This is a genomic window from Arthrobacter sp. SAFR-044 (assembly GCF_059414985.1).
Genome location: NZ_JBPFDN010000014.1, coordinates 13,167 through 28,032, shown reverse-complemented (window position 1 = coordinate 28,032; position 14,866 = coordinate 13,167). Strand labels below are relative to the sequence as shown.

16 protein-coding genes are annotated in these 14,866 nt (G+C 63.9%); 7 read left to right on the top strand and 9 right to left on the bottom strand.

Annotation, left to right across the window (positions count from 1 at the left end; all coding sequences use genetic code 11):
• Nucleotides 1-67: 67 nt before the first annotated feature.
• Entirely contained in the window at nt 68-421 is a 354-nt protein-coding gene (locus tag ACR65J_RS18060; RefSeq protein WP_440171645.1) for a hypothetical protein, read from the top strand.
• Here the strand turns inward: ACR65J_RS18060 and ACR65J_RS18055 are convergent.
• The 3 genes from ACR65J_RS18055 to ACR65J_RS18045 all read right to left on the bottom strand — a co-directional run bounded on the left by ACR65J_RS18055 (nt 418) and on the right by ACR65J_RS18045 (nt 2,517).
• Nucleotides 418-1,257 carry a glycerophosphodiester phosphodiesterase family protein gene (locus ACR65J_RS18055; protein WP_440171643.1) on the bottom strand — a complete coding sequence of 280 codons (840 nt, stop codon included), beginning with the start codon at nt 1,255-1,257 and terminating at the stop codon, nt 418-420. The genes ACR65J_RS18060 and ACR65J_RS18055 overlap by 4 nt on opposite strands.
• Nucleotides 1,258-1,297: 40 nt before the next feature.
• A complete protein-coding gene (locus ACR65J_RS18050) occupies nt 1,298-1,561 on the bottom strand; it encodes a hypothetical protein (RefSeq protein ID WP_440171641.1) in 264 nt (87 codons plus the stop codon).
• A 137-nt stretch (nt 1,562-1,698) separates the two neighbouring features.
• Nucleotides 1,699-2,517: an HAD family hydrolase gene (locus ACR65J_RS18045; protein WP_440171639.1), complete on the bottom strand. Its 819-nt coding sequence runs from the start codon at nt 2,515-2,517 to the stop codon at nt 1,699-1,701.
• Between the two features lie 744 nt (nt 2,518-3,261).
• Here ACR65J_RS18045 and ACR65J_RS18040 point away from each other — a divergent pair.
• Together ACR65J_RS18040 and ACR65J_RS18035 are read left to right on the top strand one after the other, a co-directional pair.
• The gene (locus ACR65J_RS18040; RefSeq protein ID WP_440171637.1) at nt 3,262-3,870 is read left to right on the top strand and encodes an RNA polymerase sigma factor; all 609 of its coding nucleotides are present in this window, start codon (nt 3,262-3,264) and stop codon (nt 3,868-3,870) included.
• 2 nt (nt 3,871-3,872) lie between these two features.
• Nucleotides 3,873-4,736 (top strand): hypothetical protein, encoded by an 864-nt coding sequence (locus tag ACR65J_RS18035; protein WP_440171635.1) that lies wholly within the window; start codon nt 3,873-3,875, stop codon nt 4,734-4,736.
• A gap of 104 nt (nt 4,737-4,840) precedes the next feature.
• Here the strand turns inward: ACR65J_RS18035 and ACR65J_RS18030 are convergent, their stop codons facing one another.
• From ACR65J_RS18030 to ACR65J_RS18020, 3 genes are read right to left on the bottom strand one after another with little or no spacing between them, the layout of a single operon-like run.
• Nucleotides 4,841-5,215, bottom strand: coding sequence for a DUF6262 family protein (locus tag ACR65J_RS18030; protein WP_440171634.1), 375 nt, complete (start codon nt 5,213-5,215; stop codon nt 4,841-4,843).
• Nucleotides 5,205-7,085, bottom strand: a complete 1,881-nt coding sequence (locus ACR65J_RS18025; RefSeq protein WP_440171632.1) for a tyrosine-type recombinase/integrase — start codon at nt 7,083-7,085, stop codon at nt 5,205-5,207. The genes ACR65J_RS18030 and ACR65J_RS18025 overlap by 11 nt, the downstream gene beginning before the upstream one ends.
• A 43-nt stretch (nt 7,086-7,128) precedes the next feature.
• Entirely contained in the window at nt 7,129-8,271 is a 1,143-nt protein-coding gene (locus tag ACR65J_RS18020) for a tyrosine-type recombinase/integrase (protein ID WP_440171630.1), read from the bottom strand.
• A gap of 195 nt (nt 8,272-8,466) precedes the next feature.
• Here ACR65J_RS18020 and ACR65J_RS18015 point away from each other — a divergent pair, with 195 nt between their 5' ends.
• Both ACR65J_RS18015 and ACR65J_RS18010 read left to right on the top strand, forming a co-directional pair.
• A complete protein-coding gene (locus ACR65J_RS18015) occupies nt 8,467-8,898 on the top strand; it encodes a LexA family protein (RefSeq protein ID WP_440171628.1) in 432 nt (143 codons plus the stop codon).
• Nucleotides 8,899-8,940: 42 nt separating this feature from the next.
• Nucleotides 8,941-10,221 (top strand): Y-family DNA polymerase, encoded by a 1,281-nt coding sequence (locus tag ACR65J_RS18010; protein ID WP_440171799.1) that lies wholly within the window; start codon nt 8,941-8,943, stop codon nt 10,219-10,221.
• A 55-nt stretch (nt 10,222-10,276) separates the two neighbouring features.
• Here the strand turns inward: ACR65J_RS18010 and ACR65J_RS18005 are convergent, their stop codons facing one another.
• Nucleotides 10,277-10,423 carry a lmo0937 family membrane protein gene (locus ACR65J_RS18005; protein ID WP_440171627.1) on the bottom strand — a complete coding sequence of 49 codons (147 nt, stop codon included), beginning with the start codon at nt 10,421-10,423 and terminating at the stop codon, nt 10,277-10,279.
• A 272-nt stretch (nt 10,424-10,695) separates the two neighbouring features.
• Between ACR65J_RS18005 and ACR65J_RS18000 the strand changes: the two genes are divergently transcribed.
• A complete protein-coding gene (locus ACR65J_RS18000) occupies nt 10,696-11,874 on the top strand; it encodes an ABC transporter substrate-binding protein (RefSeq protein ID WP_440171626.1) in 1,179 nt (392 codons plus the stop codon).
• Nucleotides 11,875-12,299: 425 nt separating this feature from the next.
• Nucleotides 12,300-13,067 carry a matrixin family metalloprotease gene (locus ACR65J_RS17995; RefSeq protein ID WP_440171624.1) on the top strand — a complete coding sequence of 256 codons (768 nt, stop codon included), beginning with the start codon at nt 12,300-12,302 and terminating at the stop codon, nt 13,065-13,067.
• A gap of 7 nt (nt 13,068-13,074) precedes the next feature.
• Here the strand turns inward: ACR65J_RS17995 and ACR65J_RS17990 are convergent, their stop codons facing one another.
• Entirely contained in the window at nt 13,075-14,025 is a 951-nt protein-coding gene (locus tag ACR65J_RS17990) for a carbohydrate kinase family protein (RefSeq protein WP_440171622.1), read from the bottom strand.
• 36 nt (nt 14,026-14,061) lie between these two features.
• A complete protein-coding gene (locus tag ACR65J_RS17985) occupies nt 14,062-14,856 on the bottom strand; it encodes an alpha/beta hydrolase (protein WP_440171620.1) in 795 nt (264 codons plus the stop codon).
• Nucleotides 14,857-14,866: the final 10 nt, after the last annotated feature.

Below are 14,866 nucleotides of genomic sequence, written 5' to 3'. Positions count from 1 at the left end.
ATTCTGGAGGAGTAGGGCCGGTTCGCCGCTGGGGCGGCCGGCATGCAATGTCGAAAGGAGCAGTCACATGGGAATCGGCGACAGCATCGGCAAGGCAGCAGAAAACGCCATGGAAGACCTGGCCGGGACATCCAAGCCGACGGAGAAGACGGACGTGCCGGACCCCGCAGACCCCAATGATGACGTGGAAGTCCACTCATCCCTAAGCGAAGGCTCAAACGCGATGGAGGCGGAGAAGCAGAAGGCGCCCGGCCTCAAGACCGGGGCCGCCCCGGCTCCGGTATCCAACAGTCCGCTCGGCGGGGACGTCGATGAGACAGACAACGACAAGGCGCACAACGACCGGGAGCAGGGCGGCGGGACGGACGACGGCGGCCTGGCCGGCGACGCCACGGCGCCCACGGAAACAGACCGGGCCTAGGCAGCCGGCCCAGGCGGCGGGCTGGCACGCCCGGGCCTGTCCGGCCACTGGCCGCGGACCTGCAGCACGTCGCGGAGCAGGTCTGCCCGGTCCGTGACGATGCCGTCCACGCCCAGTTGGAGGAGCCGGTGCATTTCGCCTGGATCGTTGATGGTCCACACGTGCACCACCAGGTCAAGGTCATGGGCGCGCCGGATGAAGCCGGCGGTGACAACGGGGACACGTCCATAGTGGACGGGCACTTGCAGCGCGTGCACGTCCCGGAGCACCCGGCGCATCAACCGCCGGAACACCCTGCGGGGAAGCACAGGGCCCAGCAGGGTGAAGAGGGCGTTTGAGGCCACTCCGGCGGATGAGGCAACCGGCCTGCTGAGCAGTTTCAGGACCGCCCGGCGCCGGCGGTCCGAGAAACTGGTGACCAGCACCCGGTGGTGCACCTGGTGCCGCTCGATGGCGGCAGCAGTGCTGTGGACCGAGCCCCAGTCTTTGACGTCGAGGTTCAGCCGCGCTTCGGGAAGCTCGGTGACCAGTTCGTCGAACGTGGGGATGGGCTCGCGTCCGTTGATCCGGGCCTTGGCGACGTCCACGGCCCGCAGTTCCGCGACCCGGCCGTTGCCGTCAGTTACCCGGTCCAGGCTTTCATCGTGGAAGAGCAGCAGGACGCCGTCCGCTGTGGTGTGCACGTCCGTTTCAAGGTAGCGGAAGCCGAGTTCGACGCCGGCACGGAACGCTGCCATGGAGTTTTCCAGGCCCTCAGCCGAGAACCCTCGATGGGCCATGGCAATGGGGAGCTGCCGCCCGGCGTCGTCAGGGTGCTCAAAGAAAGGCAGGCTCACACCCCGAGCCTACCGCTGCTCAGGCGATTGAAACCTGCCGTCAGTCCAGGCAGGCGGTCTCCCCGCAGGGGAGGATGTCCACGCCGTCGCCGCAGTGCAGCAGCGTCCGCCCGCGGCCGCCGTCCAGGTGGATCCATACAGCTGTGTGGTCCGCGGTGATGGTGTCCACCACGCCGCCTGCCTGGAAACCGGGCGCGAACAGGACCCGGACCCGGTCACCCTGGCGCAGCTGCTTCCAGTGCGGAGCGGGCGTTGCTTTGCGCAGCGGCGCATCGCCCGCCTGCTGCCTGACGTTTCGTGCCATTATTGCCCCCTTTGAGCCGGCGGGAGGGTGCCTGCTCTCCAGGCTTCACGCTACGGAGGCAAGGTAAACGGCAGGTGAGCGCAAGCTGTGAAAATGGGGGCGCGGCATCCAGCAAAGGCAGGGGCAGGAAAGCAGGGTCAGGAAAGCTGGACGCCCAGGGCGGCGAGCCGGGCCTCCAGAACCTGGGCCACGCCGTCGTCGTCGAAATGCGGAGCCTGCTGTCCTGCCGCGCGGATGGCTTCCGGGTGGCCGCTGGCCATCGCGTACCCGTGACCGGCCCAGCGGAGCATCTCAATGTCGTTGGGCATGTCACCGAAGGCCACCACGTCAGCGGCTTCGATGCCCAGGGCGCGCGCGTATTCAGCGAGGGTGACCGCCTTGTTCACGCCGGGAAGCGACAGTTCCAGCATGGCTATGCCCGGCGAGGAGTGGGTGGTGGCGGCCAGGTGTTCGACGGCGGGCGCCACCTCGGCCAGGAAGTCGTCGGGGGTGCCGTCCCGGACGATGGCGAGGAACTTGACCACGGAATCATCGCTCGTGAGGGTGTCCCGCAGCGGGGCGGGGGTGAATTCGGCGAGGAGTTCGCTGGAGTCGTTTTCAATGAAGCCCGGTTCCAAATGGAAGCCGGTGAGCGTTTCCGCTGCGAACAGCGCGGCCGGGCGGAGCGCCTTGATGATCCGGCGGGCTTCCAGGACGGTGTCGATGGCAAGCGTGCGGGCGGAGACCAGGCGGTCGGCCTCGAGGTCCCAGACAACGGCGCCATTGGAGCAGATCACGCGGCCGGTGTGGCCCAGCTGTTCTTCAAGCGGGTGCAGCCAGCGGGGCGGGCGGCCGGTCACAAACACCAGTTCGACGCCGGCATCCCGGCAGGCGTGGAAGGCACGGATGGTGCGGTCGCTGATTTTTCCGTCGTGTCCGAGGATCGTTCCGTCAATATCGCTTGCTACCAACCGCATCCTGCAAGTCTACGTGGGCGATTGGCTCGCGTTCGCCGATTCCACGGAGAGGAGCCGTGCGTAGTTCAGGCACATGCTCAGGCTTTCATCGGCCGGCGCGCGAGTGCCCTTGAGGACTACCGGGGCGCCGGTGGTAAGACGCTGGCCGGCGGGCAGGAGGAGCGTACCCGCACCCCGCCAGTCCCAGCGTCATCGTCGCCGCAATCCACCTACGCCGTACTAATCGCATCGCTTCCCCCCAAAGCAGACGTGGCCTGAGCCTAGTCCCCCACGAGCGGGACTGCACGTTGTCGGCGCCCGGGGCTACACTGAAACTATCGAACATATATTCCCATTAGCTCTCGGCGCGCCTTTCCTTATAGGACATGGGTTCGAGAGCGAAGACACCTGTCCTTGACGGGCCTCCGGTGGAGGCTGTTGGAGTAGTCCCAGCGCTCGGTCAATGCCGGTGTTCTGAAGATGCTCCGGTGTGTAGTCTCTGCGGCCCCATAGCCGGGCAGTTTTGGGGGCGGTCTTACGGGAACCCAAGAGACTTTGGGCCGGCGGGAATTTCGATGAACGCTTCCCAGGACGGAATGCCTGTCGGTGGTGGACCGGCTTCCGGGCGGTGCCAAGTGGATGAGCAGGCGCACAGAAGCCCTCACGGGACTTACCAAACAACTGCCAAATCCTCGCAAGTAGCGCGATTAGAAATGCCTCGCCGTTTTGATGGAACCGCGGTCGGGGTGCCGGACACTTATAGACATGGGGGACAGCAAAGATTCATCTACAGACAAGGAGCTTTGGCAGCGCGCCATGGACGGCGACGGCCCTGCTTTTGCTTCCCTTTTTAAGCGCCACCGGGACCGGGTCTTTGTTCACAGCCTCCGGCTGGTACGGACCACATTTGAAGCTGAAGACGTGACAGCAATGGTGTTCCTTGAAGCGTGGCGATGCAGATCCAAAGTGCGACTGGTGGACGAGTCGATGCTCGGCTGGCTGTTGGTAACTGCCACAAATGTTGCCAGGAACAAGAAAAGATCCACGCTTCGCTATGAACGCCTGTTGCGGAAACTTCCACAGAGCCCGGCAGTGCCGGATCACAGTGACTCCGTCGCAGAAGCAGTTGACGAGGACCGCCGTTCCCAGCTTCTGCACCGCGCTTACCGCTCACTGGGTCGGCAGGACCAGGAGATCATCGCGCTGTGTGTCTATGAGGACATGAGTACGTCGCAGGTGAGCGCCCTGCTGGGAATTCCTCCAGGCACCGTGAAATCCAGGCTCTCCCGCGCAAAGAGCAAACTCTCAAGGCTGGTGAACCCACCTGCTGGGCTCCTGCCGCCGCGGACTGCATTGACGTCTGAAGAGGACTAGCCATGACCAACAAACCAGACTCACCGCAATTCACACCGGCCCGGAGCGCAGCCATCGAAGCGCTGGTAACAGCTGTTGCGCAGCGCGGAACCCCGGAAAACCGTCACCTTCAAAACACCAGGGGCAAACGGATCCTGCTGTCTGGTGTCGTAATTGCTCTGGCCGTCAGCGGAGCAGCCGTAGCACTGCAAATGCCCAGCACAGAGAATCCACCCAGCGCTGCCGATCACGGGATGAACCAGCAGGTGGAACAGGCTGCACCCGGAAATCCTCACGATGCGTACGCCGCCATCCCAATTGACCAAATTCAGGACTCCGAAAGCGACGCTGACTTCATGTGGGACGCGAGCGACCCGTACTACGGATATGACACCTACCCCATCGTGGCCCGCGTGCATATCGACTCAATAGACGGCGGGCGCACCTACAGCCCCATCTTCGATCAATACACCTTCCCCCAAACCATCGGGAAGATGACCGTCCAGGCCGTATACAAGGGAGACGTGAAGCCCGGCGCACAGCTGATTTACAACAAAGGCGGTGGAATCGTCTCCTTCGATGACTACTGGAAGAGCCTCAATCCCCAGCAACAGGACAAGTTCGCACACCTGAACGGCGGTCAGAAGCCAACAGGAGTCCAATACATCAAAAAAACCTATTCGGAGGACGCCGAAATTACTGTCGGGAAGGACTACATCGCACTCCTGTTGCCCCAGCAGCACAAAGATGGTACGGCCGAGGAATATTCCATCCAGGGGTTCCAATACGGCTTCCGAGAAGTAAAAGGATCCGGTGCCGCGACCACCATCCTCAACAACGAGACCAAAACCTGGGAAAGCCTTGGCAGTTTTGTGAGACTGCCGTAGCCCCGGTCCCCTCATAACAGCAGCATGTTCTGCCGAGCGCCACAAGCCCGGTTAAGGATCGCCTACCGGACACTGACTCTCTAGCCGCTGCAAGGCGAAAGGCGTCAATGTCGGGCTTCGCGCAAGGCGCCGTGTGCTCGTGCCAGCCGCTCCTCCAGGCGTTTGTTTTCGTCGGTCAGTTGTCGGATTCGTTTGTGGGCGAGCTCGAGGCGCCGCTGGATTGATGCCTCGGATGCGCGAACATCTGGTCCCGTTGGGGCCATTTTGGCGGGTACTTTCCTTTGTTGGAACTGCTCCAGCAGGTCCGGTTGTGTGTATAACCACGAGCGTGAAACGCCTGATCTTCTCGCCAGTTCACTGATGGTCACGGGTTGTGTGGTTTGCCCGAGTTGTTTGAGTGCTTCCTCCACTTGTTGACGCGCCCTGTCGGATCGACGCCGCGTGGCTGCCAGGAGGTGCTGGCTGTTGTCAGTTCGCATCGATGTTGCTTCGCTCCCCGGTGCTTTGGATGGTGTCGATGATGTTTTGCAGGTTGGTCGCGACTTGGCTGTTCATCTCCACGACGCGGGTTTGTCCTGCCGATTCAGCTTGGGCGATGAGTCTTTTCGTGGAGCGTAAATGGTCGAGGTGATCGGAAAGGAAGTCGGGGGTGGTGACGAAGACCGGGCATGTTAGACAGGCATTGGCGTGGGGACAGGCCTGTTGCAGTGGCAGACCGCAGTAGCCGTTTGGTAGGGCCATGGTGACCCGGCCCAGGTTTTCCTTCATCCAGGCTGCATCGTTGATTGCGGCATCCTCCGATGGGTTCATGATCTCGCCGTGAATCGTGATTTTCCTGGCTTGTTCCCAGTGACGGCGGACTGTTTCGTCCTTTAGCCGGGCATATCGGGCGGTCATTTCGTGCGATTCGTGGTCGAGGAGTCGGCGGACCACTTCCTGCGGGACGTCGGCGTTGATGAGTCGAGTCGCATATGTGTGTCGGAGCTGATGAGCGGTGAAGCGGAACGGACGGCCTTGCTCATCGTGGAGTCCGATTGTCCTCTGCCAGGTCTGGATGTGGCCGGCGGCGGTTCCGGGGTTCCACGGCCGATCGCCGGTTTTGGAGTTGGGGGCGGGGGCCAGGTAGCGCGCGTCCGGCAGGACTGCTCGCACGGCCTTGGTCTGCTCGGTGATCGCGGCGGCGAGTTCGTCGTCGATTGGCAGGGTCGCTTCGCGGGACATTTTGTGGTTGAAGTAGCGCAGGTAGGGGGCGTTCTGGTGGTCGCTGAGGAGGCAGTCGATTTCCAGACGGTAGGTGTCGGAAAGGCGTAGGCCGGTGCGGGTAAGTATCTGCATCATTAGCCGGTGCGGTTGCTCCAGTTGCGCGAGAGCCTTGGTGTCTTCAATCTGGGCCATGATGAATTCCGGGAGCGCCCGGGGAAGAGCTGCAGTGCGGCGGGGGTGGTCGCTGGAACGGATTGCGGCAGATGGCGGCAGGTCTGGTTGCCAGTTGTTTTCGCGGATAGCGCGGAGGAACAGGGCTGTTGAGCTGAGCGAGTAGCTGCGGCTAGCCGGGCTCAGGCGGAGCCGAAGCAGGAGGTTGAGGTAGACCTCGATGCTTTCTCTGGTGAAATTCTGCACCGTTCCCTTGGCGCCGGCATGTTCGGTGAAAGCGTCAGCCAGGCGGTGAAGGGCTGTCATGTCCCGGTTGAGTTGGGAGTAGCTCGTGCTTGTTGAGATCCGCCACCGCATGAAACGCTTGGCAAGCATCTTTAGCCACGGCTGCGGGATGGTGCCGAACCGCAATATGCCCTGCTGGCCGGTCCGGCCTCGGAAGCCCATGATCTCGAGCCGCCAGGCATCGCGTTCGAACTCGGAGGACGCATTAGGCGGTTCCAGGAAGTGTTCCAGTGCCGCGTGCAGGGCAGCGTGCGCCCGTCGCATTTCCTTGGAACCCTTCTGGATTTCGGCGCTTTCTAAGGGCAGCTCCGTGAGCAATGACCCGGCCTCCAGTTGCCTCAGAACTTTGATCAGGTCGCGTAGGTCTTGTAACCGGAAGCGTCGGCCGTTCCGTGGGCTGGATGCCAACAGTTGAAGTGATAAGGCCAGCTCGACCCGGAGCCTTTCTGGCAGGCCGGTGAGGTCGATTTTTTCAGGATTGGTCTTGGGGCCCGACATGGTCCTGAATTCATCGAGTGTGGGTTGGCCGAGCTTGTTCCACCGGCCGAGGTGCGTCTGGCAGAGCTGTCTGGTGCTAAGGAACCGGGCGCACCCGTCGATGCTGCAGATCGGGTACAAATTTGCCGTCAGTTCCGGGTCATCAAGGACTATCACTGCGGCGTCGAAGCGTGGTGATAGGGCGACGCGCATGCGTGGCAGGGCGTCACCGGGGCCGGCAGAGACGCCCCTTGTTCTAGGCGGGTTCATCTTGTGCCCTGTTCCAGGAAGGGGATTCATTGCTGGTCTCCGGGCGTTGAGGAACCCACCCTGCCGCAGCCAGCGCCTTCCGCAGGTGCTGGACGTCAATATGTGAGTACGTGTCGATCGTAGTAGCGACGGATGAGTGGCCCAGAAGCTTCTGGACGACCTCCGATGGGACGTTGCTGCGAAGCAAGTCTGTGGCATAGGTGTGGCGGAACTGGTGCGGCGTGAAGTGGAAACCTGTGCGGGCACGCAGGCGGGCGACCAGATCAAGGACACCCTGGTAGGTCATGGGACGGCCCACGGGCTCGGCCCAAAGATTCACGAAAACGTAGTCGCAATCCAGTGTCCCGTACTCCTCGAACAAGTAGTCCGCGAACAGCCGCACCAGGCCGGGCTGGATGGGAATGTCGCGGTCACCAGTTTTTGCCCTGGCGTTATTGGCGTTCTGCCGGAAACGGACCTTCACGAGGCACTCCGCAGAATCCAGGTCACTGTGACGAAGGCCAAGCGCTTCACCGATCCGCATTCCCGTCCCGGCCAAGAGGGCGAACAGCAACCTGTCCCGCAGGTGGTCGCAGGCCTCCAGAACCGCCGATACCTGTTCTGGGGTGAGCATTCGTGGCGTTCTAGCCGGCACCCGCCGCTTCAATTCCTTCCCCGGCCGCCCCGGGCCGCCCAGATGCGCAAGCAACGGTTTCCATGATCTTCCGCCGCCATGACGGTTCGTCAGCGCCGGGAACTCCAAGACCTCCCCATGCTGATGATGGAACCGGTAGAACGACCCGACGGCGGAAAGCTTGCGATTGATCGTCGCGGCCGAACAATGCTGCGCCCCAACGGCCAGCCGCCGCATTTGTCCCCCTCTCTCACTGGGAGCCAACTGCAGCCAGTTAGCGAAGCGGCCAAGGTCCTCCAGCTGCACGTCACGCCACTGGACCTGGCACCGTTCAAGGAAGGTGAAAAAGTCTCGCAGGTCGAAGGCATAAGACCTAACAGTCCCAGGTGACCGATCAACCGCGTCCAAATGGGTCAGGAAACGGTCGACCGGAGCCACAACATCGTATGAGGGATCGGTGACGGTCCACGACTCCCCGCCATCGCGCTGAAGCACTCGCTGAACGGACCAGGGCATCGCGGCTCCTTGGAAGCAGGTTCGTGTGATGGCATCCGGTCTAACAGGCCCAATTGACTGAACCGTGAACTCGTGGACAACACTCCAGATAACACTCCGCGAAGCCGGGCGTGACTGTCGTAGGCCACCCGTAGGCTACGTCAAAGACATCCAGCCGAAGGCTGAAGGAAACATATTTTCGAATAAAGGTGTGTTGTGGGCGTTATTGTCGGTCCCCGCGTGATAGACGCGGGCGCCTCTTTGTTCTCGGTGCTGATCTCGCCGGTGGCGGTGGCGGCGGGTTTTCCGTCTCCGGCACAGGACTACTTCGACGGCAGGATCGATCTCAACGCGCACCTGATCAAGGACATCACTAGCACCTTCGTGGTCCGCGTCACGGGGATTTCCATGGAGGGTGCAGGCATCAGCGACGGAGACGAACTGATCGTCAACCGCGCCCTTGAGCCCAAGGACGGCTCCGTGGTGATCGCCGTGCTGGACGGGGAACTGACCGTGAAGCGCCTCCGCATCACCCCCACGGGCGTGGTGCTGCAGGCCGAGAACCCCAAGTACCCGGACATCCATGTTCCCGCGCTGTCCGAGCTGACCATCTGGGGTGTCGCCACCAGATGCCTGCACCACGTTTGAGGGCCACAATGGGTGGGAAGTGCTGTGGCTAAGCCTGTCCCCATGCGGCGGATGCCGCAGATCGCGCACGTGGACGTCAACTGCTTCTATGCCTCCGCCGAGCGCGCATTCGACCCCTCACTGGAGGGGCGCCCGCTGGTAGTGCTGTCCAACAATGACGGCTGTGCGGTGACCCGTTCCCCGGAAGCGAAGGCACTTGGCATCACCACCGGCGAACCGTGGTTCAAGCTCGCGCCCCGGGCCAAGGAGTGGGGCCTGGTGGCAAAATCCAGCAACTATGAGCTGTACGGGGACATCAGCGCCCGGGTGATGGAGCTGCTGGGCAGGTACTCCGCCTGGCTGGAGATATACAGCATTGACGAGGCATTCCTGGGCGTGAAGGGCGGCCCGGGAGAGCTGTTGGCCCTGGGCTGCAGGATGAAAGAGGCAGTACGGCGGCATGTGGGCGTTCCCGTGTGCGTGGGCATCGCACCCACCAAGACCTTGGCAAAACTGTGCAACAAGTGGGCCAAGAACAATCCCGCCTTCGGCGGAGTCTGCCTGTGGGAATCCGTTCCGGCGGAGGTGCGGGAGGGTTTGATGGCCCGGCTGCCGGTGGACGAGATCTGGGGCATTGCCGGGCGGCTGACAAAGCGGCTCAACGTGCTGGGAATCTTCACTGCCAAGGACCTTGTTGGGGCGGATCCGGTGATGATCAGGGACAAGTTTTCGGTGGTGGTGATGCGCACCGTCCTGGAACTGCGCGGCACGCCCTGCATTCCCATGGAGGAAGAGCGGATTGGCCGCGACCAGCTGATCTTCTCCCGCTCTTTTGCCACTCCTGTGACCACCGTCGCCGGGCTTCGGGAGGTGCTCAGCGTCTACGGGCAGCAGGCGAGCGCCAGGCTCTCAAAGCATAGGCTGCAGGCAAAGGTCCTGACGGCGTTCGCTGCCACGTCCCCCTTCCGGGATAACGAACAGTCCTACCCCTCGGTGTGCGTCTCACTGCCCATGCCCACGGCGGATCCGTTGCTGCTCACCAAAGCCGCGCACACACTGTTGCCCCACATCCGGGAAGGACTCCGGTATGCCAAGGCAGGCCTCATGCTCACCGACCTGCGGCCCACCGGAAACCAGCCGCCGCTGGAGCCGTTCGAAAACCCGCATGAGGAACGCGGCATCGGGCCGCTGCTGGAGGACGTGAGCCGTCGCTTCGGCCGTGGCTCGATCGGACTGGGGCACGCAGGGATCAGGTCCGGCCTGGACTGGACCATGAAACGGGACATGCGCTCGCCCCGGTACACCACGCACTGGGACGAACTCCCGTTGGTAAAGGCGGCCTGAAAGAGGCCCCGCCGCCGGCTGAAGGCGCGGCCTCTTTCCTGGAGGCGGGACCTGTCTAGGCTCGGGACCTGTTTTGGATGAAGTGGAAGATCAGGACGACCACTGCGACGACCAAAAGGATGTGGATGAGCCCGCCGCCGATGTTTGCGAGCAGGCCGAGAAGCCAGAGAACAGCGATGATAATGGCGATCCAAAGCAACATGAGAGTCTCCTTGACTAGTTTTACAAAGTCCCCATGCGGTGCACGTACCCACCAACGCGGCAGGCAAATCAGGGTGGCGGGTACTGAACACCCCGGCGGTTACCCGGGCACATTTCGGCCCTGAATCAAGACGTCCTGCGACGGGTGGTGACGTCCCGCTACGCCGTGTTGAGCGTTCGCGACGCCCTGTGAACGCCTGCTACAGCATCGATTGTGGGGTTTCCGGGTGCTCCGTAATCTCGTCTCAACATCGGCCCAGCAAAGGATTCCCCATGGCAAACCCGCAGGACAGCAATCCCCAGAACGCGCACGGCTCCACCCGCATCGTCGCCGGCCAGTCAGCCAGGCCCACGCGCCCCGTCGGCCTCAAGATCGGCATCGCGGCCGCCGTCCTGGCCCTCCTTGGCGGGGGCGCCGCCGTCGCCTCCTCCGTCAACAGCGGCACCCCGGCCCCCGCGCAGGACACTGCTCCTTCCGGCAGCCCCGCCGCCGAGCTGAAGCTCGGCTATTTTGGAAACGTCACGCACGCCCCCGCACTGGTAGGCGTCAACAAGGGTTTCATCGCCGACGAGCTTGGGAGCACCAGGCTCAGCACCCAGGTTTTCAATGCCGGCCCCGCAGCCATCGAAGCCCTGAACGCAGGTGCCATCGACGCCACCTACATTGGTCCCAACCCGGCCATCAACTCCTTCGTCAAGAGCCAGGGCCAGTCGATCAACATCATCGCCGGCGCCGCAGCCGGTGGGGCGCAACTGGTGGTCAAGCCGGAAATCAGCTCCGCCGCCGACCTCAAGGGCAAGACGCTCGCTTCCCCGCAGTTGGGCGGCACCCAGGACGTGGCCCTGCGCGCATGGCTCTCATCCCAGGGCTACAAGACCAGCGTGGACGGCAGCGGCGACGTCGCCATCAACCCCACGGAGAACGCCCAGACGCTCAAATTGTTCCAGGACGGAAAGCTCGACGGCGCGTGGCTGCCTGAGCCGTGGGCGTCACGCCTGGTGCTGAATGCCGGCGCGAAGGTGCTGGTGGACGAAAAGGACCTCTGGGACGGCTCGCTGTCCGGCAAGCCGGGCGAGTTCCCCACCACCATCCTGATCGTCAACCAAAAGTTCGCGGCAGACCACCCGGACACCGTCAAGGCACTCCTGAAGGGCCACGCGAAGTCCGTCGAATGGCTCAACAGCGCTTCAGTTGGCGACAAGGCCACCGTCATCAATGCAGCCCTCAAGGAAGCAGCCGGCGCCGAACTGAAGGCGGATGTCATCGACCGCTCCCTGAAGAACATCGTCTTCACCGTTGACCCGCTGGCCGGAACCTACCAGAAGCTCCTGGCCGACGGCGTGGCCGCCGGCACCACCAAGCAGGCCGACATCAACGGGATCTTCGACCTGCGGGCCCTCAACAGTGTCTCGAACGGAATCACCTCGGCCGCCGGGCTCGGCAAGGAGTAAAGCCTCATCGATTGCTCCGTAGATGTCGTTTTGACCCCTCATAACGACAATTACGGAGCAATCGATTTGCCGCGGGCCGCCTTTCTTGCCTAAATCCTGCGCCTTTCCCGCGCCAAGGGTGGGCAGCGCGCCAATAGGCTGAGGGGGTTGCCCTTCGGCGGGCTGCGAAAGACTGGGGGATGCCGGTGCACGGTTTTGGGACAGACAGGGATCAGTTGTCGGATACACCGGGCTTTCTGCCGGCAAATGTCCGCCGTTCCCCAACCGGACGGATCCCTCAGTGGGCCATTGATGAAGCATTGGGTAACACTGAGGCGCCCGCGCCGTGGCGCAATACGGAACCTCCTCAGCCCGGCCGCAAGAGGTTCCGCCGCCGGCCAAGGAAACTACGGCGCCAGCCCAAGCGGTCGGTACGGTTCAGCGCGGTGTTGGGGATCGCCCTGGTGGCCTGCCTGTACTTCACACCGGCGCTCTTCGACCGCATGGTTCTTCCTGTCTTGGCTCCATACCTGCCCGGGGCGAAGATGCCGCCGCCGGGATACGAAGCAGCTGCCGCGCCGTTGGGCACACCACCCGCAAGCACGGGCTCTACCGCCTTTGTGCTGCAGGAGTCGCCGAAAGAAGGCCAGCGGCTGGTCGCGTACGATCCGTGCCGCCCGGTCCATTACGCTGTCCGGCCGGACAACGCGTTGCCGGGTGGTGATGTCCTGGTCCGGGAAGCAGTGGCGGCAGTCTCCCAAGCATCCGGCCTGCAGTTTGTCGATGATGGACCAACCACGGAAGCGCCGTCTGATGACCGGTCAGCCTTCCAGCCTGACCGCTACGGAAAGCGGTGGGTGCCGGTGCTCATCGCCTGGTCAACACCCGTTGAGACGCCCGGCCTTGCAGGAAATGTTGCCGGCCTTGGCGGCAGCGGCTACGTGGAGGCCGCCGGGCAGCCCCTGATCCTCGAAGCCGGCCAGGTGCGCCTTGATGCTCCTGATCTTGCCGGCATCATGGCGAGCAGGCCGGACGGCGCGGCGGAGGTGCGCGCCATCATCATGCACGAGCTCGGACACGTGCTGGGCCTGGACCACGTCGATGATCCAACCCAACTGATGCACTCCGAAAACATGGGTGTTCTGGACCTCGCCGACGGCGACCGGGCCGGTCTGGCCCTGCTGGGCAGCGGACCCTGCGTCCCGCAGCTTTGACGAGCGCCTAACCCTCCTTTAACGCGGCCCCGTGCAGCTCCTCCCGGGTGGGCGGGTTGGCGCCCGGGCGGGACACCGTGACAGCGGCGGCGCAGGCGGCGTGTGCCAAAAGTTCAGTCAGGCCCTCGACAGGAAGATCGCGCAGGTCCTGCCGGTTCTGGGCGCCGTCCAGCTCCCGGTCCACCAGGCCTGACAGCAGCGCCGCCATGAAGGAATCCCCCGCCCCCACGGTGTCCGCCACCTCCACCTTTGGGGCGGCCACGGATGCTTCCCCGGCACGGCACACACCCCACGGCCCGTCCGCACCGCGGGTGACCACCACCATCGCCGGACCTTCTTCCCCGCCCAGCGCCAGCCACTTACGGGCCGAATCCAGCACGTCCTGTCCCGGGTAAAGCCAGGCCAGGTCCTCATCCGAGGCCTTGACCACGTCGGACAACGTGACAAACTTTTCAGCCTGCTCCCGGGCGAAGTCCACGTCCCTGATGATGCTGGGCCGGCAGTTGGGGTCAAAGCTGATGGTGGCGGACGGGTGCGCGTATTCGACGGCGGCCAGCACCTCGGTGGCACCGGGCACCAGCATCGTGGCAATGGAACCGGTATGCACCAGGGTGGTTCCCTGCAGCATGAAGCCAAGCCGGTCTGCCAGGTGCGGCAGCGCCCAGGCGAGGTCGAACGTGTAGGTGGCGGCGCCGTCGTCGTCAATCAGTGCGGTGGCCACGCTGGTGGGCAACTCGTCCGGGGGCAGCGGCAGCATGACCGAACTCGCGCGCAGGTGCGCGGCCACCGAGTCGCCGTACGCGTCCCGGCCGTAACGGCCGATGAACTGCACCGGGTGGTCGAGCCGGGCCAGGCCAACTGCGACATTCAGGGGACCTCCGCCCACGTGGGCCTCAATTCCCGAGGCGCGCTGGACAACGTCAACAAGGCCTTCGCCGATCACTGTGAGCATGGTCATACTCTGCCAGAAAGACGGCGGCGTCAGCAGTTCGTGTCAGTGCAGCAGCTGCCGCACCAGTTCCCGGCACGACACATACGCTTCCGCGGCGGGATCGATCAGTGCGAAATGGTCCCCCGGTACCGTGACCAGCTGCGCCGGGACGGGCCCGGAACGGCTTGCGTCCACGTAGGTCGTGGACATGACCAGGGGAACATCCTCATCTTCGGTTGTGTGGACGGCGTAGACGGGAACGTCCAGGGGCAGCGCCACCATGGGGTCGGCCATGCGGTGGCGCCCCGGGAAGTCCGACGGCGGCCCGCCCAGCAGATTGCCCACCGCACCGTTGCTGAGGCGCAGCCTTTCGGCCTCGGCCAGGTTGAGCACGCCGGACTGGCTCACCACCCCGGTGAGGCGCACGCCGTCGGCCCCGTTCTCCACCTCGCGGGCTTCCGCCGCCCCAAGCCGGTCCAACCGGTTCCGGCCCGCGGCCCACACCGCCAAGTGGCCGCCGGCCGAGTGCCCCAGCGCCACCACCCTACCCAGGTCCAGCGAGTGCGGCCCTGCGAGCGCGGCAAGCTTGTCGATGCCTGCCAGGATGTCCTGGAACGTGCCCGGCCAGCCGCCGCCGTTGCCGGCACGGCGGTACTCCAGGTTCCAGGCGGCCATGCCGTGTTCCGCGAGGTCTCTGGCCAGCGGCTCCCCAAGCTCGGCCCCGTACGTGGAGCGCCAGTAGCCGCCGTGGATCACCACCACCACGCCCCGGTGTTTACCGCCGGCCGGAAGATCCGGTAGGAAAAGCTCGCCCCACTGGCTGGGGTCCTGGCCGTAGTCATAGCGGTGGCGTTGCACCCTGCCGACA

Coding starts and splice junctions, on each gene's coding strand:
- ACR65J_RS18060 (WP_440171645.1), top strand. CDS start 68: ATGGGAATCGGCGACAGCATCGGCAAGGCAGCAGAAAACGCCATGGAA.
- ACR65J_RS18050 (WP_440171641.1), bottom strand. CDS start 1,561: ATGGCACGAAACGTCAGGCAGCAGGCGGGCGATGCGCCGCTGCGCAAA.
- ACR65J_RS18045 (WP_440171639.1), bottom strand. CDS start 2,517: ATGCGGTTGGTAGCAAGCGATATTGACGGAACGATCCTCGGACACGAC.
- ACR65J_RS18040 (WP_440171637.1), top strand. CDS start 3,262: ATGGGGGACAGCAAAGATTCATCTACAGACAAGGAGCTTTGGCAGCGC.
- ACR65J_RS18035 (WP_440171635.1), top strand. CDS start 3,873: ATGACCAACAAACCAGACTCACCGCAATTCACACCGGCCCGGAGCGCA.
- ACR65J_RS18030 (WP_440171634.1), bottom strand. CDS start 5,215: ATGCGAACTGACAACAGCCAGCACCTCCTGGCAGCCACGCGGCGTCGA.
- ACR65J_RS18025 (WP_440171632.1), bottom strand. CDS start 7,085: ATGCGCGTCGCCCTATCACCACGCTTCGACGCCGCAGTGATAGTCCTT.
- ACR65J_RS18020 (WP_440171630.1), bottom strand. CDS start 8,271: ATGCCCTGGTCCGTTCAGCGAGTGCTTCAGCGCGATGGCGGGGAGTCG.
- ACR65J_RS18010 (WP_440171799.1), top strand. CDS start 8,941: ATGCGGCGGATGCCGCAGATCGCGCACGTGGACGTCAACTGCTTCTAT.
- ACR65J_RS18005 (WP_440171627.1), bottom strand. CDS start 10,423: ATGTTGCTTTGGATCGCCATTATCATCGCTGTTCTCTGGCTTCTCGGC.
- ACR65J_RS18000 (WP_440171626.1), top strand. CDS start 10,696: ATGGCAAACCCGCAGGACAGCAATCCCCAGAACGCGCACGGCTCCACC.
- ACR65J_RS17990 (WP_440171622.1), bottom strand. CDS start 14,025: ATGACCATGCTCACAGTGATCGGCGAAGGCCTTGTTGACGTTGTCCAG.